This is a genomic window from Pseudomonas sp. H1h (assembly GCF_000633255.1).
GTDB lineage: Bacteria > Pseudomonadota > Gammaproteobacteria > Pseudomonadales > Pseudomonadaceae > Aquipseudomonas.
In genome coordinates this window covers 440,827-459,891 of sequence record NZ_AYMJ01000031.1, presented here as the reverse complement: position 1 = coordinate 459,891, position 19,065 = coordinate 440,827, and the positions used below count along the sequence as shown (strand labels likewise).

At 58.4% G+C, this 19,065-nt stretch carries 16 protein-coding genes; 2 read left to right on the top strand and 14 right to left on the bottom strand.

Annotated features, from left to right (window positions below; genetic code table 11):
* Window positions 1-7: 7 nt before the first annotated feature.
* From rfbA to mtnA, 14 genes are all read right to left on the bottom strand, one after another.
* Window positions 8-898 carry a glucose-1-phosphate thymidylyltransferase RfbA gene (rfbA, locus tag U862_RS0126100; RefSeq protein ID WP_025113095.1) on the bottom strand — a complete coding sequence of 297 codons (891 nt, stop codon included), beginning with the start codon at window positions 896-898 and terminating at the stop codon, window positions 8-10.
* On the bottom strand, window positions 895-1,788 hold the full coding sequence (gene rfbD / locus U862_RS0126095) for a dTDP-4-dehydrorhamnose reductase (protein WP_025113094.1): 894 nt from the start codon (window positions 1,786-1,788) through the stop codon (window positions 895-897). Before rfbD ends, rfbA begins: the two co-directional genes overlap by 4 nt.
* A complete protein-coding gene (gene rfbB / locus U862_RS0126090; protein WP_025113093.1) occupies window positions 1,785-2,861 on the bottom strand; it encodes a dTDP-glucose 4,6-dehydratase in 1,077 nt (358 codons plus the stop codon). The genes rfbD and rfbB overlap by 4 nt, the downstream gene beginning before the upstream one ends.
* Window positions 2,862-3,085: 224 nt before the next feature.
* Window positions 3,086-3,325: a LapA family protein gene (locus U862_RS0126085; protein WP_025113092.1), complete on the bottom strand. Its 240-nt coding sequence runs from the start codon at window positions 3,323-3,325 to the stop codon at window positions 3,086-3,088.
* 27 nt (window positions 3,326-3,352) lie between these two features.
* Window positions 3,353-3,649 (bottom strand): integration host factor subunit beta, encoded by a 297-nt coding sequence (gene ihfB / locus U862_RS0126080; protein ID WP_003189779.1) that lies wholly within the window; start codon window positions 3,647-3,649, stop codon window positions 3,353-3,355.
* A 153-nt stretch (window positions 3,650-3,802) separates the two neighbouring features.
* Window positions 3,803-4,093: a hypothetical protein gene (locus U862_RS0126075; protein WP_025113091.1), complete on the bottom strand. Its 291-nt coding sequence runs from the start codon at window positions 4,091-4,093 to the stop codon at window positions 3,803-3,805.
* A 214-nt stretch (window positions 4,094-4,307) separates the two neighbouring features.
* Complete coding sequence (rpsA, locus tag U862_RS0126070; protein WP_025113090.1) at window positions 4,308-5,990, bottom strand: 30S ribosomal protein S1; 1,683 nt, start codon at window positions 5,988-5,990, stop codon at window positions 4,308-4,310.
* Between the two features lie 119 nt (window positions 5,991-6,109).
* Window positions 6,110-6,799, bottom strand: coding sequence for a (d)CMP kinase (cmk, locus tag U862_RS0126065; RefSeq protein WP_025113089.1), 690 nt, complete (start codon window positions 6,797-6,799; stop codon window positions 6,110-6,112).
* Window positions 6,796-9,003, bottom strand: coding sequence for a bifunctional prephenate dehydrogenase/3-phosphoshikimate 1-carboxyvinyltransferase (locus U862_RS0126060; protein WP_025113088.1), 2,208 nt, complete (start codon window positions 9,001-9,003; stop codon window positions 6,796-6,798). Before U862_RS0126060 ends, cmk begins: the two co-directional genes overlap by 4 nt.
* A 28-nt stretch (window positions 9,004-9,031) precedes the next feature.
* Window positions 9,032-10,144 carry a histidinol-phosphate transaminase gene (gene hisC, locus U862_RS0126055; protein WP_025113087.1) on the bottom strand — a complete coding sequence of 371 codons (1,113 nt, stop codon included), beginning with the start codon at window positions 10,142-10,144 and terminating at the stop codon, window positions 9,032-9,034.
* Window positions 10,145-10,157: 13 nt separating this feature from the next.
* Window positions 10,158-11,252 (bottom strand): prephenate dehydratase, encoded by a 1,095-nt coding sequence (pheA, locus tag U862_RS0126050; protein ID WP_025113086.1) that lies wholly within the window; start codon window positions 11,250-11,252, stop codon window positions 10,158-10,160.
* On the bottom strand, window positions 11,252-12,337 hold the full coding sequence (gene serC, locus U862_RS0126045) for a 3-phosphoserine/phosphohydroxythreonine transaminase (RefSeq protein WP_025113085.1): 1,086 nt from the start codon (window positions 12,335-12,337) through the stop codon (window positions 11,252-11,254). Before serC ends, pheA begins: the two co-directional genes overlap by 1 nt.
* A 252-nt stretch (window positions 12,338-12,589) precedes the next feature.
* Entirely contained in the window at window positions 12,590-15,364 is a 2,775-nt protein-coding gene (gene gyrA / locus U862_RS0126040) for a DNA gyrase subunit A (protein ID WP_025113084.1), read from the bottom strand.
* A 423-nt stretch (window positions 15,365-15,787) separates the two neighbouring features.
* A complete protein-coding gene (mtnA, locus tag U862_RS0126035) occupies window positions 15,788-16,864 on the bottom strand; it encodes an S-methyl-5-thioribose-1-phosphate isomerase (protein ID WP_025113083.1) in 1,077 nt (358 codons plus the stop codon).
* A gap of 108 nt (window positions 16,865-16,972) precedes the next feature.
* On the opposite strand from mtnA, the gene U862_RS0126030 reads away from it, so the two are divergent.
* Both U862_RS0126030 and ubiG read left to right on the top strand, forming a co-directional pair.
* Window positions 16,973-18,307: a TRZ/ATZ family hydrolase gene (locus U862_RS0126030; protein ID WP_025113082.1), complete on the top strand. Its 1,335-nt coding sequence runs from the start codon at window positions 16,973-16,975 to the stop codon at window positions 18,305-18,307.
* A gap of 57 nt (window positions 18,308-18,364) precedes the next feature.
* Window positions 18,365-19,063, top strand: coding sequence for a bifunctional 2-polyprenyl-6-hydroxyphenol methylase/3-demethylubiquinol 3-O-methyltransferase UbiG (gene ubiG, locus U862_RS0126025; RefSeq protein ID WP_025113081.1), 699 nt, complete (start codon window positions 18,365-18,367; stop codon window positions 19,061-19,063).
* Window positions 19,064-19,065: the final 2 nt, after the last annotated feature.

Below are 19,065 nucleotides of genomic sequence, written 5' to 3'. Positions count from 1 at the left end.
AGCAAATTCAGATATGACCTGTCTCCAACAGTTGCTGCAGATATTGCCCGTAACCGGTTTTCTTCAAGCGCTCTGCCTGTTGTGCGAGTTGTGCAGCATCAATCCAGCCATTGTTGTAGGCGATTTCTTCCAGGCATGCGACCTTGAAACCTTGCCGATGTTCGATCGTATGCACAAAGTGACTGGCCTCAAGAAGCGATTCGTGAGTCCCTGTATCCAACCATGCGAAACCGCGACCAAGAAGCTCCACTTTCAAGGAGTCCTGGCTCAAATAGGCGCGATTTACATCGGTGATTTCAAGCTCACCACGCGGAGAAGGCTTGATTCCCTTGGCAATCTCGACAACCTTGTTGTCATAGAAATACAAACCGGTAACGGCATAGCTCGATTTGGGCTTTGCCGGCTTCTCTTCAATGCTCAGCGCCCGACCTTGCGCATCAAACTCCACGACACCGAAGCGCTCAGGATCAGAAACATGATATCCGAACACCGTGGCCCCCTCCTGCTGAGAGCAGGCTGAGCGCAGGTTGTCGGAGAAATGCTGACCATGAAAAATATTGTCGCCCAGAATCAGGCAGCAAGGATCATCACCGATGAACTCTTCACCAATGATGAACGCCTGAGCAAGACCATCCGGGCTTGGCTGCTCCGCATAGGTCAGCTTGATACCGTACAGACTTCCGTCTCCCAGCAACTTGCGGAAGCTTGGCAAATCATCGGGCGTGGAAATGATCAGAATTTCACGCATGCCAGCCAGCATCAGCACCGACAAAGGATAAAAGATCATCGGCTTGTCGTAGATGGGCAGCATCTGCTTGGAAACGCCGAGCGTCAGTGGATGCAGGCGTGTGCCGGAACCGCCGGCGAGAATGATGCCTTTACGATTTGTCGTGATCATTTATTCAGAACTTCCATAATCATTCGGGTTACACCACTTTGCCAATCCGGCAAGTGTAGAGAAAAGTTGTCGCGCAGTTTCTGAGTATCAAGTCGGGAATTCAGAGGGCGGCGCGCAGGAGTCGGGTAGGCGGTGGTATCTATCGGATTGATTGCCTTGACGGCAAGCTCCTCACCGTTAGCCTTGGCAAGGTCAATCACATGACAGGCATATCCGTGCCAGGAGATTTCGCCGGCAGCGGCCAAATGATAGAGGCCTGCCAACTCAGGGCGGAGCAGAACCCGCTGAATAGCCAATGCTGTCACGTCAGCAATCAGGTCAGCACCTGTTGGAGCGCCGATCTGATCGGCGATGACGCCAAGCGTCTCGCGATCCTTGGCCAGACGCAGCATGGTCTTGGCGAAATTATTGCCACGCGCTGCATAGACCCAACTTGTACGGAAAATCAGGTGCTTGCAACCCGAGTCGACTATCGCCTGTTCGCCTGCCAGCTTGCTGGCGCCATAGTGATTGACCGGCGATACCGCGTCGGTCTCCCGCCACGCAGCCAAGCCCTCACCACTGAACACATAGTCGGTTGAATAGTGAACCAGCCACGCGTTCAAAGACGCAGCTTCCTGCGCCATAACCTCCGTGGCGAGAGCATTCACGCGATCAGCCAACTCGATTTCGGATTCGGCCTTATCAACGGCAGTGTAAGCCGCCGCATTGACAATGATGTCGGGCTTGACCTGACGAATCGTATTACGCAGCGCGTCAAGGTCAGACAGATCACCAGTCAGACCGCCAACCGGGTGACGATCCAGAGCAACCAGTTCGCCCAGAGGAGCCAGGGAGCGTTGCAGCTCCCAGCCTACCTGGCCGTTTTTTCCAAGTAGAAGGATTTTCATGCTTTTTTTGAACGGTCTGCGTAGTTTTGATCGATCCACTGCTGGTAGCTGCCGCTCTTCACGTGAGCAACCCACTCAGTGTTCTGCAAATACCACTCGACAGTCTTGCGAATACCGGTTTCGAAGGTTTCTTCCGGCGTCCAGCCAAGCTCACGTTGAATCTTGCTTGCATCGATCGCGTAGCGCTGGTCATGGCCAGGGCGATCCTGCACATAAGCAATCAGACTTGCGTGCGGACGATGCGCGGAATCAGGACGAAGCTCATCAAGCAGCGCGCAAAGAGTATGGACAACCTCAATGTTCTGCTTCTCGTTGTGACCACCAATATTGTAGGTCTCGCCAATGACACCTTCAGTTACAACCTTGTACAGCGCACGCGCATGGTCTTCGACATACAACCAGTCGCGAACCTGATTGCCTTTGCCATAGACCGGCAATGGCTTGCCTTCCAATGCATTGAGAATGATCAACGGGATCAACTTCTCGGGAAAGTGGCAAGGGCCGTAATTGTTCGAGCAGTTTGTCACCAGTGTCGGCAAGCCGTAGGTGCGAGCCCATGCGCGAACCAGGTGATCGGAACTGGCCTTGCTGGCCGAGTACGGGGAGCTCGGCTGATAAGGTGTAGTTTCAGTGAACAGATCTTCCGGACCTTCCAGATCACCATAAACTTCATCAGTCGAAATGTGATGGAAACGGAAGCTGGCTTTACGCGCATCATCCAGTGCGGCCCAATAATGGCGAGCCGCTTCAAGCAATGTGTAAGTGCCGATGATGTTGGTCTGGATGAACTCGGAAGGCCCGGAAATAGAGCGATCGACATGAGATTCTGCGGCCAGATGCATAATCGCATCGGGTTGATGCTCACGCAGAACACGATCAATCTGATCACGATCACAAATATCAACACGCTCAAAAGCGTATCGCGAGTCATGACTGACTTCAGCCAAAGACTCCAGGTTACCGGCGTAGGTCAGCTTATCAACGTTAACGACAGAGTCGGTGGTGTTGGAGATGATGTGACGGATGACTGCCGAGCCGATGAACCCGGCGCCGCCGGTAACTAGAATTTTCACGCGAAAGCATACCCTTGAGCTGCGGACAGGCCATATAAGAGCGCTGTCTAATCCATGAATGCGGAAACCACCAACCTCAGGGCTTCCGTCAGAGTCAGTCTGAATCGACGTGGAAATAGACCACTATCGAACAAGGGTTGCATTTTACAGCTTAATGAACGTTTTACTAATGGATATGGACAAGCGACGACCCAAATTTGATAGGCGCGCTGCAACCATCAAACTCAGACAAGGCGCTTTCGTGCAGCTCTGGACGAACGTCCCAGAAACCACCCAAGGATCGGACCAATCAGCATGCCAACGAGCAATGCGCACACCACCACCAACGATACTGGAAGTTGTGGCGCAGCCAAACCGAGGAACATCAACGAGGTGGATTGCTGATTCTCGAGCACGAACGCCAGAATCACCAATACCAACAATAAAATGAAAACGCCAAGAAGCATGCGCTTGAGGTTACGCATGATTGACTCCTTGAGAGATAGCGACTGTCAAACCCCCTCCTCCTCTTCCTCATTCACCCGGTCGCGCAATTCCTTGCCCGGCTTGAAATGCGGAACGAATTTGCCGTCCAGACTGACAGACTGACCAGTCTTTGGATTGCGCCCGACACGCGGCGCACGGTAATGCAGGGAGAAGCTGCCAAACCCGCGGATCTCGATGCGATCACCGGTGGCCAGACATTGGGACATTTGTTCAAGCATGGTCTTGATGGCCAGCTCCACATCCTTGGATGAGAGTAGCCCTTGATGGGTGACAATTCGTTCGATCAACTCCGACTTCGTCATATTTTTCCCTTCTTTTTCAAGCAGCTAGATCAGCGCTTGAAAGGTTTTAGCACGCCCGGAAGATTTTGAACAGCCCAGGGATTGACATATCTTCCTCGGCGTCGAAACGCCCGTTTTCAGAACACAAAAACACCAAACCGGATCAGCGCGCGGTCAGCGACACATCACCAGCATGGTTCGGGTTACATAGCCTGCAGGGTTGAAGCCAAATGGAAACTCATCGTCATCCTTTGCGTCATCAGACCGGGTGAGCACCTTGTAACCCGCCCCCTTGCACTCTTTCGCTGCGCGCCTTTGACATTTCTCCCACCCCGAACCCAGGCCGGAACAATCGATCTCGATGCCACTGACCCCACGTACCGCATGCGTCTTGGCACTTGTGGTGCAACCAGCCAACACCAACACCGACACCAACACCGCCATGAAGACAATAAATCTGTTCATCCACTTCCTTATGCCAGGCAACAGCCCGACCACTACACGACTAACACCTAGCTTAGTCGCGAACAGGCAATTGATCCGATTAAAGAAACAGACAACCAGGCAAACAGATTGGTTTCACCAGCGACCCAATACACCCAGACCGCATCACAACTCACCAAATCGCAGGCACAAAAAAGGGCGACCGAAGTCGCCCTTTTTCATGATCAAGCAGAACTTAGTTCTGTTTGGCCATTGCTTGCTTCAGCAGAGCAGCCATGGTGGTATCGGCTGGAGCTTCCTGAACAGAGTTCAGGCTCTGGATAGCTTCTTTCTCTTCAGCATCGTCTTTCGATTTGATCGACAGCTGAATTACGCGGCTCTTGCGATCAACGCTGATGATCTTGGCTTCTACTTGCTGGCCTTCTTTCAGAACGTTGCGCGCATCTTCAACGCGGTCACGGCTGATTTCGGAGGCTTTCAGAGTTGCTTCGATATCGTCGGCCAGAACGATGATGGCGCCTTTGGCGTCAACTTCTTTCACGGTGCCAGTAACGATTGCGCCCTTGTCGTTAACCGAGACGTACTCGGAGAACGGATCGCTTTCCAGTTGCTTGATACCCAAAGAGATACGCTCGCGCTCTGGGTCAACCGACAGGATAACGGTGTCCAGTTCGTCGCCCTTCTTGAAACGACGTACGGCTTCTTCGCCCACTTCGTTCCAGGAGATGTCGGACAGGTGAACCAGGCCGTCGATGCCGCCGTCCAGACCAATGAAGATACCGAAATCGGTGATCGACTTGATGGTGCCGGAGATTTTATCGCCCTTGTTGAACTGGCCAGAGAAATCTTCCCATGGGTTCGATTTGCACTGCTTGATGCCCAGGGAGATACGACGACGCTCTTCGTCGATGTCCAGAACCATAACTTCCACTTCGTCGCCGACTTGTACGACTTTCGAAGGATGGATGTTCTTGTTGGTCCAGTCCATTTCCGACACGTGCACCAGACCTTCAACGCCTTCTTCCAGCTCAGCGAAGCAGCCGTAGTCGGTCAGGTTGGTTACACGAGCGGTAACGCGAGTGCTTTCTGGGTAACGGGCTTTGATAGCAACCCATGGATCTTCGCCCAGTTGCTTCAGGCCCAGGGAAACACGGTTGCGTTCGCGATCGTATTTCAGAACCTTAACGTCGATTTCGTCACCAACGTTGACGATCTCGGAAGGATGCTTGATGCGCTTCCAGGCCATGTCGGTGATGTGCAGCAGGCCGTCCACGCCACCCAGATCGACGAATGCGCCGTAATCGGTGAGGTTTTTGACGATACCTTTGACTTGCTGGCCTTCCTGCAGGGATTCCAGCAGAGCTTCACGCTCGGCGGAGTTCTCGGCTTCCAGGACGCTGCGACGGGAAACGACAACGTTGTTGCGCTTCTGGTCCAGCTTGATGACCTTGAATTCCAGCTCTTTGCCTTCCAGGTGCGTGGTGTCGCGCACTGGACGGACGTCAACCAGGGAACCTGGCAGGAACGCACGGATGCCGTTAACGTCGACAGTGAAGCCGCCTTTAACCTTACCGTTGATAACGCCCTTGACCACTTCCTCAGCTGCGAAGGCTGCTTCCAGAACGATCCAGCATTCAGCGCGCTTGGCTTTTTCACGGGACAGCTTGGTTTCACCGAAACCGTCTTCAACCGAGTCCAGAGCAACGTGAACTTCGTCACCGACATTGATAGTCAGATCGCCAGCGTCGTTGTAGAACTGCTCAAGCGGGATGAGTGCTTCAGACTTCAGGCCAGCGTGAACGGTTACCCAGCGAGCTTGGTAATCGATATCAACGATAACACCGGTGATGATGGAGCCTGCCTGAAGGTTCAGGGTTTTTAGGCTTTCTTCAAAGAGTTCCGCAAAGCTTTCGCTCATTTTAATTCCTGTAAATGAGGGCGAAGGATACGCCCATCTCCACACCCCAGACGGTGTGGGTTAGTTTCATATAAAAGAAGCGCTGCAGGACTATGACTGGTCCCCTGTAGCCTTCTTGGTCACCCGGCGATATCGCGAATGGCGATCTCGCTCATGATGCGTGCAAGCACCTGATCGATGGACAACTCCGTGGAATCCAGCTGTATGGCGTCAGCCGCCGGCTTAAGCGGGGCTACCGCTCGCTGGGTGTCACGCTCGTCGCGCGCACGGATCTCATCTAGCAGACTCGACAGACTAACATCCTCGCCTTTGCCCTTCAACTGCAAATATCGACGACGCGCCCGCTCCTCGGCACTGGCCGTCAGGAAAATCTTCAGCGGCGCATCGGGAAACACCACCGTGCCCATGTCCCGACCATCAGCCACCAGCCCCGGAGCCTCCTGAAATGCCCGCTGGCGCTGCAGCAGCGCCTCGCGAACTGCCGGCAATGCCGCCACCTGGGAAGCGCCGGCGCCGATACTTTCAGTGCGGATGACATCACTGACTTCATCACCCTCAAGAATGATGCGCTGCAACTGACCTTCAGTCGCTGCAATGAACTGCACATCCAGATGAGCAGCCAGCTTCTTCAGCAGCTCTTCATTGGTCAGGTCGACACCATGGTTGTGCGCAGCGAACGCCAGCAGGCGATACAGCGCACCGGAATCCAGCAGGTTCCAGCCCAGACGCTTGGCCAGAATCCCGGCTACCGTGCCCTTGCCCGAACCGCTTGGCCCATCGATGGTGATGACCGGTGCGATGTTTTTCACGACTGAGCCTCTTGAGCAACACGAATGCCGACCTGCGCACACAGCGCAAGGAAGTTCGGGAACGACGTCGCGACGTTGGCACAATCATGGATGCGGATCGGCGCCGTGGCGCGCAGCGAGGCGACGCTGAAGGCCATCGCGATACGGTGATCACCATGACCATGCACTTCGCCACCACCGATCTGGCCGCCATCAATGATGATGCCGTCCGGGGTTGGCTGGCATTTGACGCCCAGCGCCAGCAAGCCGTCCGCCATCACCTGAATGCGATCCGACTCCTTGACTCGCAGCTCTTCGGCGCCGGTCAGCACGGTGCGCCCTTCGGCACAGGCCGCTGCCACGAACAGCACCGGGAATTCGTCAATGGCCAGTGGCACCAGCGCTTCCGGAATCTCGATACCTTTGAGTTTAGCTGCCCGCACGCGCAAGTCAGCCACTGGCTCGCCACCGACTTCACGCTGGTTCTCGAGCGTGATGTCCGCACCCATCAGGCGCAGGATGTCGATGACACCGGTACGAGTAGGGTTGATGCCGACGTGTTCCAGCACCAGCTCGGAGCCCTCAGCGATCGATGCCGCCACCAGGAAGAACGCCGACGACGAAATGTCGCCCGGTACTTCGATGTGGGTCGCGGTCAGCTTGCCGCCGGACTCGACCGACGCCGTGGCGCCATCGACGCTCACCGGGTAGCCGAAGCCGCGCAGCATGCGCTCGGTATGGTCACGGGTCGGCGCCGGCTCGGTCACGGTGGTCTTGCCTTCAGCATACAGACCCGCCAGCAGCAGGCAGGACTTCACCTGCGCACTGGCCATCGGCATGGTGTAAGTCAGGCCTTTGAGCTTGTGACCGCCACGAATGGTCATCGGCGGACGACCTTCGGCAGCAGTTTCGATCACCGCGCCCATTTCACGCAGCGGATTGGCCACGCGATTCATCGGACGCTTGGACAGCGAAGCATCACCCGTCAGGGTGCTGTCGAAGTTCTGCGCAGCCAACAGGCCGGACAGCAGACGCATCGAGGTACCGGAGTTGCCCAGATAGATCGGGCCCGGCGCAGGCTTCAGGCCATGCAGGCCGACGCCGTGAATGGTCACACGACCGTGGTGCGGGCCTTCAATGACCACGCCCATGTCACGGAACGCCTGCAAGGTTGCCAGGGCATCTTCGCCCTCAAGGAAACCTTCGACTTCGGTCACGCCTTCAGCCAGCGAGCCGAGCATGATCGAGCGATGGGAAATCGATTTGTCACCCGGTACGCGAATCCGACCGGACAGGCGGCCACCAGGTTGAGCCAGGAAAATCAGATCGTTGGAATTCATAGCGTCCACATAGGCCCTGCGGGCCAGGATTTTACTGAAATGCTCGCGGGCAACCCGGGCGCGCGTGAAGACGCCCAACAATTGGTGCCCATCCCCTGCATCGACCGCGTCGCGCAAGGCGTCGAGGTCGCTGCGAAATGTATCGAGTGTGCGCAGGACAGCCTCGCGGTTGGCGAGGAAGATGTCGTGCCACATCACCGGGTCGCTTCCGGCGATTCTTGTGAAATCGCGGAAACCGCCCGCAGCGTAACGGAAGATCTCAAGGTTTTCATTGCGTTTGGCCAACGAGTCGACCAGACCGAAAGCCAACAGGTGCGGCAGATGACTGGTCGCAGCCAGCACTTCATCGTGACGCTCGACCTGCATGTGCTCGACATCGGCGCCCAACTCGCGCCACAAGCGATCGACCACCGCCAGCGCGACGGGATCGGTTTGCTCAAGCGGAGTCAGGATCACCTTGTGACGACGGAACAGTTCGGCATTGGAAGCTTCCACCCCGCTCTGCTCGGAACCGGCGATCGGGTGGCCCGGCACGAAACGCGCCGGCATGCCGCCGAACGCCTCGGTCGCCGCACGCACCACATTGCCTTTGGCACTGCCGACATCGGTCAGAATTGCCTGGCCCAGATCAACGCTCGCCAGACGGGCCAGCACTTTTTCCATGGCCAGGATCGGCACCGCCAACTGAATCACGTCGGCGCCCTGACAGGCAGCGATCAGGTCGTCCTCACAACGATCCACCACGCCCAACTCGACCGCCAGCTTGCGTGATTGCGGATCGAGATCGACCCCGACCACTTCGCGGCAGATACCACTTTCACGCAAACCTTTGGCAAACGAACCACCGATCAATCCCAGACCGACCACCACCAGGCGACCGATCATAGGTGCAGCAGATTGCAGAGCAGTGACATCACCCACGAGCCAGAACCTTACGCAGCGCCTCGAGGAAGCGGCTGTTTTCCGCCGGCAGACCGATGGTCACCCGCAGGTGGTTCGGCATGCCGTAATTGGCCACCGGACGCACAATCACGCCCTCACGCAGAAGGCCCTGGAAAATCGGCGCTGCCACCTGACCGAGGTCGACACAGATGAAGTTGCCCTTGGACTCGATCCAGCTCAGACCCAGCTCCCGAAAACCTGCCTGCAGTTGCTGCATGCCGGCCTCGTTGAGCTGACGGCTTTGCGCCAGATACTCTTCGTCTTTCAGCGCTGCACAGGCCGCAGCCAGGGCAAGGCTGTTGACGTTGAACGGCTGGCGTACGCGGTTCAGCACGTCTGCCACGACAGCGGTGGACAGGCCATAACCCACGCGCAGCGCTGCCAGACCATAGGCCTTGGAGAAGGTGCGCGACACCAGCAGGTTCGGATACGCCGCAAGGAAGTCCAGACCGTCCGGCAGATCGCTGCCTTCGGCGTACTCGATGTACGCCTCGTCCAGCACCACCAGCACATGCTCCGGCACATCCTGCAGGAACTCGTCCAGCGCTTCAGCGCCGAACCAGGTGCCGGTCGGGTTGTTCGGGTTGGCGATGAACACCACGCGAGTGTTGGCGTCGATGGCCGCGAGCATCGCAGGCAGGTCATGCCCCCAATCTCTGGCCGCAACCACTTTGGCCTCAGCGCCGACCGCCTGGGTCGCAATCGGGTAAACGGCGAATGCGTGCTCGCTGAATACCGCGTTCAGGCCCGGCGCCAGGTAAGCGCGCGCCACCAGCTCGAGAATGTCGTTGGAGCCGTTGCCCAGCGTCACCTGATTGAGCTCGACGCGGCACTGCTCGGCCAGCAGGGATTTGAGCGCGAAGCCGTTGCCGTCCGGATAGCGGGTCAGCTCGGTCAGCTCTTCGCGGATTGCCGCCAGCGCTTTCGGACTGGCGCCCAGCGGATTTTCGTTGCTCGCCAGTTTGACGATTTTCGCCGGATCCAGATCCAGCTCGCGCGCCAGTTCGTCCACAGGCTTGCCCGGAACGTACGGCGAAAGTTGTTGCACGCCCGGCTGTGCCAGAGCGAGGAAATTGCCACTCATTTGCTACCGCCCCTTAGAGAACTGCTTTCGGGTAGGAACCCAGCACTTTGAGTGCCACTGCTTCCTGACTGATCTTTTCCAGCACACTTTTGACCAACGGGTCGCGGTGGTGGCCGACGAAGTCAATGAAGAACACATACGTCCATTTGCCGCTGCGCGATGGACGGGTTTCGATACGAGTCAGGTCGATGCCATTGTCGTGGAACGGCACCAGCAACTCATGGAGTGCACCGGGCTTGTTGCTCATCGAAACGATGATCGAAGTCTTGTCATCGCCGGTCGGCGGCACTTCCTGGTTACCGATCATCAGGAAGCGCGTCGAGTTGTCCGGACGGTCTTCGATCTTCTCGGCCAGACGCGTCAAGCCATACAAACCTGCAGCCATGTCGCCGGCAATCGCCGCCGAATTCCACTCACCTTTAACCCGCTTGGCTGCTTCGGCGTTGCTCGACACCGCGACGCGCTCGACATTCGGGTAGTGCGCGTCCAGCCACTTGCGGCACTGGGCCAGCGACTGGGCGTGGGAGTAGATGCGGCTGATGCTGTCGGTCTTGGTGTTTTCACCGACCAACAGGTGGTGGTGAATGCGCAACTCGACCTCACCACAGATCACCATGTCGTGCTCGAGGAAGCTGTCGAGGGTGTGGTTGACCGCACCTTCGGTGGAGTTCTCCACCGGCACCACGCCAAAATTCACCGCACCCGCCGCCACTTCACGGAACACTTCATCGATCGCCGCCATCGGCTTGCTGATCACCGCGTGACCGAAGTGCTTCATGGCCGCAGCTTGCGTGAAGGTACCTTCAGGGCCGAGATAAGCCACTTTCAGCGGCTGCTCCAAGGCCAGGCACGAGGACATGATTTCGCGAAACAAGCGCGCCATCTCTTCGTTGCCCAGCGGCCCCTGATTGCGCTCCATCACACGCTTGAGCACCTGAGCTTCGCGCTCAGGACGATAGAACACCGGCACTTCGCCCTCGGCCAGCGAGGCCATCTTTACTCGCGCGACTTCCTGGGCGCAACGCGCACGCTCACTGATCAGCTCCAGGACTTTGGTGTCGAGGGCATCAATGCGAACGCGCAGTGCCTTGAGTTCTTGCTCGGACATCAGCCGTGCTCCTTCTCGAATTCAGCCATGTACGCCACCAGCGCATTGACGGCGTTGATGTCGACGGCGTTGTAGATGGAGGCGCGCATGCCGCCCACGGAGCGATGGCCCTTGAGATTGAGCAGACCGCGCTCGTCGGCACCCGCCAGGAACGGCTTGTCCAGGCGATCGTCAGCCAGACGGAACGGCACGTTCATCCACGAGCGGTCCGACTTCTTGATCGGGTTGCTGTAGAGGCCACTGGCATCAATGAAGTCGTACAGTGTGCGCTGCTTGGCGTCATTGAGCCTGGCGATGGCCTCAACGCCACCCTGCTCTTTGAGCCACTGGAACACCAGGCCGGACAGGTACCAGGCCAGGGTCGGCGGGGTGTTGTACATCGAGCCATTATCGGCCGCGACCTTGTAGTCGAGCATGGTCGGGCACAGCGCACGAGCCTTGCCCAGCAAGTCTTCACGGATGATGTTGACCACGATGCCGCTCGGACCGATGTTCTTCTGGGCACCGGCGTAGATCATGCCGAAACGCGAGATGTCGACCGGACGCGAGAGGATGTCCGAAGACATGTCAGCCACCAGTGGTACGTCGCCGGTTTCCGGGATCCACTGGAATTCCAGGCCGCCGATGGTTTCGTTCGGCGCGTAGTGGACATAAGCGGCGTCTTTCGACAGGTTCCACTCGCTCTGACCCGGGATGGCGAAATAGTCGTAAGGCTTGGCGGTAGCGGCAACATTGACGTGGCCGTAGCGCGAGGCTTCTTCGATGGCTTTCTGCGACCAGATGCCGGTATCGATGTAATCGGCAGAACCGTTTTCCGGCAGCAGGTTCAGTGGAATCTGCGCAAATTGCTGGCTGGCGCCACCTTGCAGAAACAGCACTTTATAGTTCGACGGGATATTCAGCAGGTCACGCAGATCCTGCTCGGCCTGATTGGCAATGGACACGAACTCATCACTGCGATGGCTCATTTCCATGACCGACAGACCCTTGCCATGCCAATCAAGGAGTTCACCCTGGGCACGTTGCAGGACAGCTTCAGGAAGCGCCGCAGGACCGGCACAGAAGTTATAGGCTCGCTTGCTCACATCCAATCTCGCTCTGATTTGGTGGTATCACGCAATAAATCACAACATCAATCAACACAGGGCCCCTGCCGAGACAGGAAATCTGTGGGAGCGAGCCTGCTCGCGAATGCATCACCACGGTGCTTCAGAGGTACCGCAGCGCCTGTATTCGCGAGCAGGCTCGCTCTCACAAGGGGTCGCCCTGGACATCAAACTTTCTGTTCGGACAAATAACAAGGGGGCGAATTTTCATCCGCCCCCTCGCTTGTCCGCTTATTCCTGCGGCTCTTCGTCAGCTGCGGCGTCGAGTTGCTGGTCTTCGGCAGCATCGTCGATCACGACATTGCCTTCGAACGCCTCACCCTCTTCACCTTCAAACTCTTCACCTTCGACTTCCGAAGGCTCCTGAACCCGCTCCAGACCGACCAGGGTTTCATCCTTGGCCAGTTTGATCAGGGTCACGCCCTGCGTGTTACGACCCAGGCTCGACACTTCGTCGACACGGGTACGCACCAGGGTGCCCTGATCGGAGATCAGCATGATTTCTTCGCCATCCTGCACCTGAACCGCACCGACCAGACGGCCGTTACGCTCGTTGCTGACCATAGCGATAACGCCCTGGCCGCCACGCTTGTACTCAGGGAACTCGGAGATGGCTGTACGCTTGCCGTAGCCGCGCTCGGATGCAGTCAGAATTTCGCTGCCTTCTTCCGGAATCAACATGGAAATCAGCTTCTGCCCTTCCGGCAGACGCATGCCACGCACACCACGAGCGGTACGGCCCATGGCACGAACTTCGGATTCCTTGAAGCGCGTCACTTTGCCGCCGTCGGAGAACAGCATGATTTCCTGCTCGCCATCAGTGATGGCTGCGGAGATCAGGATATCGCCTTCGTCCAGCTCCAGCGCGATCAGACCGACACTGCGCTGACGGCTGAAGGCCACCAGCGGCGTCTTCTTCACAGTACCGTTAGCGGTCGACATGAAGATGAACGGAGCCTTCTTGCGGTCAGCAGCCTTGATACGCGCGCGACGCTCTTCGTCGGTCTCGTTGCTGTTTTCGATTTCCTCTACATCAGCCTCGGCGCCTTCAGCCTCTTCTTCGTCAGCCTGACGCTTCATGGCCTCGAGATCGACCGGCAGCATCGTGGTGATGTATTCGCCTTCGCTCAACGGCAACAGGTTGACCAACGGACGGCCACGGGCAGCACGGGATGCTTCCGGAATTTCGTACGTCTTGAGCCAGTACACCTTGCCCTTGCTGGAGAACAGCAGCAGCGTGGTGTGGCTGTTGGCAACCAGCAGGTGAGCAATGTAGTCCTCATCCTTGACGCCAGTGGCCGACTTGCCTTTACCGCCACGACGCTGAGCCTGGTACGCAGCCAGCGGCTGGGTCTTGGCGTAGCCACCGTGGGAGATGGTCACGACGCGCTCTTCTTCCGGGATCATGTCACCCAGGGTGAGGTCGAGACGCGCATCGAGAATTTCGGTGCGGCGCACGTCGCCGTATTCGGCGCGGATCACTTCCAGCTCTTCGCGGATCACTTCCATCAGGCGCACGGCGCTGTTGAGGATGCGGATCAGCTCGCCGATCTGGTTGAGAATCTCTTGATACTCGGCCAGCAGCTTCTCGTGTTCCAGACCGGTCAGACGGTGCAGACGCAGCTCCAGAATGGCTTGCGCCTGCTCTGGCGACAGGAAGTATTTACCTTCGCGCAGACCGTATTGCGGATCGAGGTTTTCCGGACGGCACGAATCGGCACCGGCACGCTCAACCATCGCCACTACGGCACTGGATTCCCACGGGGTGCTGACCAGTGCTTCTTTCGCTTCCGACGGGGTCGGCGAAGCCTTGATCAGGGCAATGACCGGGTCGATGTTCGACAGGGCAACGGCCTGGCCTTCGAGGATGTGACCACGCTCCCGAGCCTTGCGCAGTTCGAACACGGTACGACGGGTGACCACTTCGCGACGGTGGCGAACGAAGGCTTCCAGCAGATCCTTGAGGTTAAGGATGCGTGGACGACCGTCGATCAGCGCAACGATGTTGATGCCGAATACCGATTGCAGCTGGGTCTGGGCGTAGAGGTTGTTGAGGATGACCTCAGGCACTTCACCGCGACGCAGTTCGATCACGACGCGCATACCGTCCTTGTCGGACTCATCGCGCAGTTCGGTGATGCCTTCGAGCTTCTTCTCTTTTACCAGCTCGGCGATCTTCTCGATCAGACGCGCCTTGTTCAGTTGGTAAGGCAATTCGGTGATGACGATCTGCTGACGACCACCAACCTTGTCGATGTCTTCGATGATCGAGCGTGCGCGCATGTAAATGCGGCCGCGACCGGTGCGATAGGCCTCGATGATGCCGGCGCGACCGTTGATGATCGCGGCAGTCGGGAAGTCCGGACCGGGGATGTATTGCATCAGCTCATCAACGGTCAGCTCGGGGTTGTCGATGAGGGCCAGGCAACCGTCGATGACTTCACCGAGGTTGTGCGGCGGAATGTTGGTCGCCATGCCCACGGCGATACCGCTGGAACCGTTGACCAGCAGGTTCGGCACGCGGGTCGGCATGACCGCCGGGATCAGTTCGGTGCCGTCGTAGTTCGGCACCCAGTCCACGGTTTCCTTGTGCAGGTCGGCCAGCAGCTCGTGTGCCAGCTTGGTCATGCGCACTTCGGTGTATCGCATGGCCGCGGCGTTGTCGCCGTCGACCGAACCGAAGTTGCCCTGACCGTCAACCAGCAGGTAGCGCAGGGAGAAAGGCTGAGCCATGCGGACGATGGTGTCGTACACCGCGGTATCACCGTGCGGGTGATACTTACCGATCACGTCACCGACAACACGGGCAGATTTCTTGTACGGCTTGTTGAAGTCATTGCCCAGCTCGCTCATCGCGAACAGTACGCGACGGTGCACGGGCTTGAGGCCATCGCGCGCATCCGGCAGTGCACGGCCGACGATTACGCTCATTGCGTAGTCGAGGTAGGACTGTTTCAGCTCGTCTTCGATATTGACCGGGAGGATTTCTTTGGCCAGTTCGCCCATGAGAAGCCTGATTCCTTTTTCTGGTGAAACTTCGTCATATCCATATGGGATGAACGAAGCTCGTCGGGGCAGGCTGAGTGCCATGCGCCGACTTACGACAAATCAACATTGGATCGTGGATTTGCGCAGTAAAGACAGCTCCGTGAAGCTGCCTCGGAAAACGCCGGATGTTATCACAAGAGCCGCCACGCACCTATCCCCCAGATGCGCATGGAGCATAGTTAGTTGACCGATGACAGGCGTAAAGGGGACGAGAGAGGCTCAGAGCTTCTTTGAATGCAGATTTGAGGCTTGGTTTGTGGATGTTTATTGACTTTTAAGCCCCTTTCGCGAGCAGGCTCGCTCCCACAGTGTTCTGCAGTGAATGCAAAACCTGCGGGATCGAGCCTGCTCGCGAAGAGGCCGACGCCGCTGCTGAACCTGTCAATGCAGGCGCTTGCGGCACATCAACTGGGCCATTTTCGCGGTGTCCGGACGCTCGACGATGCCTTTCTCGGTCACGATCGCATCGATCAGATCCGCCGGCGTCACGTCAAACACCGGGTTGAACGCCTCGACGTCTGCACCGACGCGCTTGCCACCGACTTCCAGCAGTTCGGCGCCGTCACGCTCCTCGATCGGGATGTCGTCGCCACTGGCCAGATTCATGTCGATGGTCGAACTCGGCGCCACCACCATGAAGCGCACGCCGTGGTGCATGGCATTGACCGCCAGTTGATAGGTACCGATCTTGTTCGCCACATCGCCATTGGCGGTGATGCGGTCAGCGCCGACGATCACCCAGGTCACGCCTTTGGTCTTCATGATGTGCGCGGCGGCGGAGTCGGCATTGAGAGTCACCGGGATGCCTTCATTCGCCAACTCCCACGCGGTCAGACGCGAACCCTGCAGCCACGGCCGGGTTTCGTCGGCATAAACCCGCTCCACCATACCTTCAAGGTACGCCGCACGAATTACCCCCAGCGCCGTACCGAAACCGCCAGTGGCCAGCGCACCGGTGTTGCAGTGGGTCAGGATCGCCTGGGCATTGCCCTGATGCTTGCGAATCAGATCGACGCCGAGCTGGGCCATGGTCAGGTTGGCTTCGCGATCGCTTTCATGAATGGCGATAGCTTCGGCTTCCAGCGCCGCCAGCGGATCGGCGTTTTCTTTCAGGCGATCCAGGCGATCGTGCATGCGGCCAAGGGCCCAGAACAGATTGACTGCGGTCGGGCGGGAGTCGGCCAGCAAGGCGAAATCCTCTTCCAGCGCCGCGTACCAGTCACCACCTTCGGCGATCCGCGCACGGGCCGCGAGGACGATGCCATAAGCCGCACTGATGCCAATGGCCGGCGCGCCCCGCACCACCATCGAACGAATTGCCTCAGCCACGCCAGCGGCGCTGGTGTAGGCAATCCAGGTTTCCTCGAACGGCAAAATACGCTGATCCAGCAGGTGGAGCGCGCCATCTCGCCAATCGATGGCCTTTACTTTCTCCGCAGCCAACAGTCGATCGCGCATCCCTCACCCCGCACTCATGAACAAAAGCCGCCGATTATAGCGATCCCCCCGCGAAGACGCTCGGGTATACTTCGCCATCCTTTACAAAAGCACTGGAACCGACCCTCGATGCCGAAACCTGCCATTGCGCTCGACTTACTATTGCTGCCGACCTGGCTGGTACCCGTCGAACCCGCAGGCGTTGTGCTCAAAGAGCATGGCCTGGGCATCCGCGACGGTCGCATCGTGTTTATCGGCCCACGCGCTGAAGCACTGAAGTGTAACGCCACTGAAATCCGAGAGTTGCCGGACATGCTGCTCGCTCCGGGCCTGATCAACGCCCACGGCCACGCAGCAATGACCCTGTTCCGTGGCCTGGCCGACGATCTGCCGCTGATGACCTGGCTGGAAAACCACATCTGGCCGGCCGAGGCCAAATGGGTCGATGAAGACTTTGTCCGCGATGGCACTGATCTGGCCATCGCCGAGCAGATCAAGGGCGGTATCACCTGCTTCTCGGACATGTACTTCTTCCCGAAAGTCGCCAGCGAGCGCGTGCACAACAGCGGCATTCGCGCGCAGATCGCGATTCCGATCCTCGATTTTCCGATTCCCGGCGCGGCCAGTGCCGATGAGGCCATTCGCCAGGGCGTCGAGCTGTTTGGCGATCTGAAACATCACGAACGGATCAAGATCACCTTCGGCCCTCATGCACCCTACACCGTGGGTGACGAGAACCTGGAAAAAATCCGCGTGATCGCCGAAGAGCTGGACGCGTCGATTCACATGCATGTCCATGAAACCGCCTTCGAAGTCCAGCAATCACTGGAACATCGCGGCGAGCGGCCACTGGCCCGTCTGGGTCGCCTGGGCCTGCTCGGCCCGCGCTTTCAGGCGGTGCACATGACCCAGATCAGCGATGACGATCTGGCATTGCTGGTAGAAAGCAACACCAGCGTGATCCACTGCCCGGAATCGAACCTGAAGCTGGCCAGCGGTTTCTGCCCGGTGGAGCGTCTGTGGCAGGCCGGGGTCAACGTGGCCGTCGGCACCGATGGCGCAGCGAGCAACAATGATCTGGACCTGCTTGGCGAAACCCGCACTGCTGCCCTGCTGGCCAAAGCCGTTGCCGGCTCGGCCACTGCGCTGGACGCCCATCGCGCGCTGCGCATGGCCACCCTCAATGGCGCCCGCGCCCTGGGCATCGAGACGCAGGTCGGCTCGCTGGAGATTGGCAAGGCCGCCGACATCGTTGCGTTCGACCTGTCCGGCCTGGCCCAGCAACCGGTCTACGACCCGGTGTCGCAGCTTATATATGCCACCGGCCGCGATTGCGTGAAACACCTGTGGGTCGCCGGCAAACAGTTACTCGACGACCGGCGCCTGACCCGCCTGGATGAACAACAGCTGGGCGCCACCGCCCGAGCCTGGGGCCAGCGCATCAGCGGCCATACCGAATCGTAAACACCCCGGAACAGAATCCGGGGCTACAACCTTTTTCAAGTTTCAGAGGAATAGATCATGAGCAACGTCGACCACGCCGAAATCGCCAAATTCGAAGCCCTGGCCCATCGCTGGTGGGATCGCGAAAGCGAGTTCAAACCGCTGCACGACATCAACCCGTTGCGGGTCAACTGGATCGACGAGCGGGTCAACCTGGCCGGCAAGAAAGTCCTCGACGTTGGTTGCGGCGGCGGCATCCTCAGCGAAGCCATGGCTCAGCGCGGCGCAACCGTGATGGGCATTGACATGGGCGAAGCGCCGCTGGCGGTCGCGCAATTGCATCAACTGGAATCCGGCGTCAGCGTCGAATACCGCCAGATCACCGCCGAAGCCCTGGCCGAGGAAATGCCCGAGCAGTTCGACGTGGTGACGTGCCTGGAAATGCTCGAACACGTGCCGGACCCATCGTCGGTGATCCGTGCCTGCTTCCGCATGGTCAAGCCGGGTGGCCAGGTGTTCTTCTCGACCATCAACCGCAACCCGAAGGCGTATCTGTTCGCCATTGTCGGCGCTGAATACATCATGAAGCTGCTGCCGCGCGGCACCCACGACTTCAAGAAATTCATCCGCCCCTCCGAGCTCGGCGCCTGGAGCCGCATGGCTGGCCTGACCGTCAAGGACATCATCGGCCTGACCTACAACCCGCTGACCAAGCACTACAAGCTGGCCAACGACGTTGACGTCAACTACATGATCCAGACCCTGCGCGAGGAGTAAGC

Excerpts from the sequence above, each read along its gene's own strand:
- rfbA (WP_025113095.1), bottom strand. The coding sequence starts at position 898 with ATGATCACGACAAATCGTAAAGGCATCATTCTCGCCGGCGGTTCCGGC.
- rfbD (WP_025113094.1), bottom strand. The coding sequence starts at position 1,788 with ATGAAAATCCTTCTACTTGGAAAAAACGGCCAGGTAGGCTGGGAGCTG.
- U862_RS0126085 (WP_025113092.1), bottom strand. The coding sequence starts at position 3,325 with ATGCGTAACCTCAAGCGCATGCTTCTTGGCGTTTTCATTTTATTGTTG.
- ihfB (WP_003189779.1), bottom strand. The coding sequence starts at position 3,649 with ATGACGAAGTCGGAGTTGATCGAACGAATTGTCACCCATCAAGGGCTA.
- U862_RS0126075 (WP_025113091.1), bottom strand. The coding sequence starts at position 4,093 with ATGAACAGATTTATTGTCTTCATGGCGGTGTTGGTGTCGGTGTTGGTG.
- rpsA (WP_025113090.1), bottom strand. The coding sequence starts at position 5,990 with ATGAGCGAAAGCTTTGCGGAACTCTTTGAAGAAAGCCTAAAAACCCTG.
- U862_RS0126060 (WP_025113088.1), bottom strand. The coding sequence starts at position 9,003 with ATGATCGGTCGCCTGGTGGTGGTCGGTCTGGGATTGATCGGTGGTTCG.
- hisC (WP_025113087.1), bottom strand. The coding sequence starts at position 10,144 with ATGAGTGGCAATTTCCTCGCTCTGGCACAGCCGGGCGTGCAACAACTT.
- pheA (WP_025113086.1), bottom strand. The coding sequence starts at position 11,252 with ATGTCCGAGCAAGAACTCAAGGCACTGCGCGTTCGCATTGATGCCCTC.
- gyrA (WP_025113084.1), bottom strand. The coding sequence starts at position 15,364 with ATGGGCGAACTGGCCAAAGAAATCCTCCCGGTCAATATCGAAGACGAG.
- mtnA (WP_025113083.1), bottom strand. The coding sequence starts at position 16,864 with ATGCGCGATCGACTGTTGGCTGCGGAGAAAGTAAAGGCCATCGATTGG.
- U862_RS0126030 (WP_025113082.1), top strand. The coding sequence starts at position 16,973 with ATGCCGAAACCTGCCATTGCGCTCGACTTACTATTGCTGCCGACCTGG.
- ubiG (WP_025113081.1), top strand. The coding sequence starts at position 18,365 with ATGAGCAACGTCGACCACGCCGAAATCGCCAAATTCGAAGCCCTGGCC.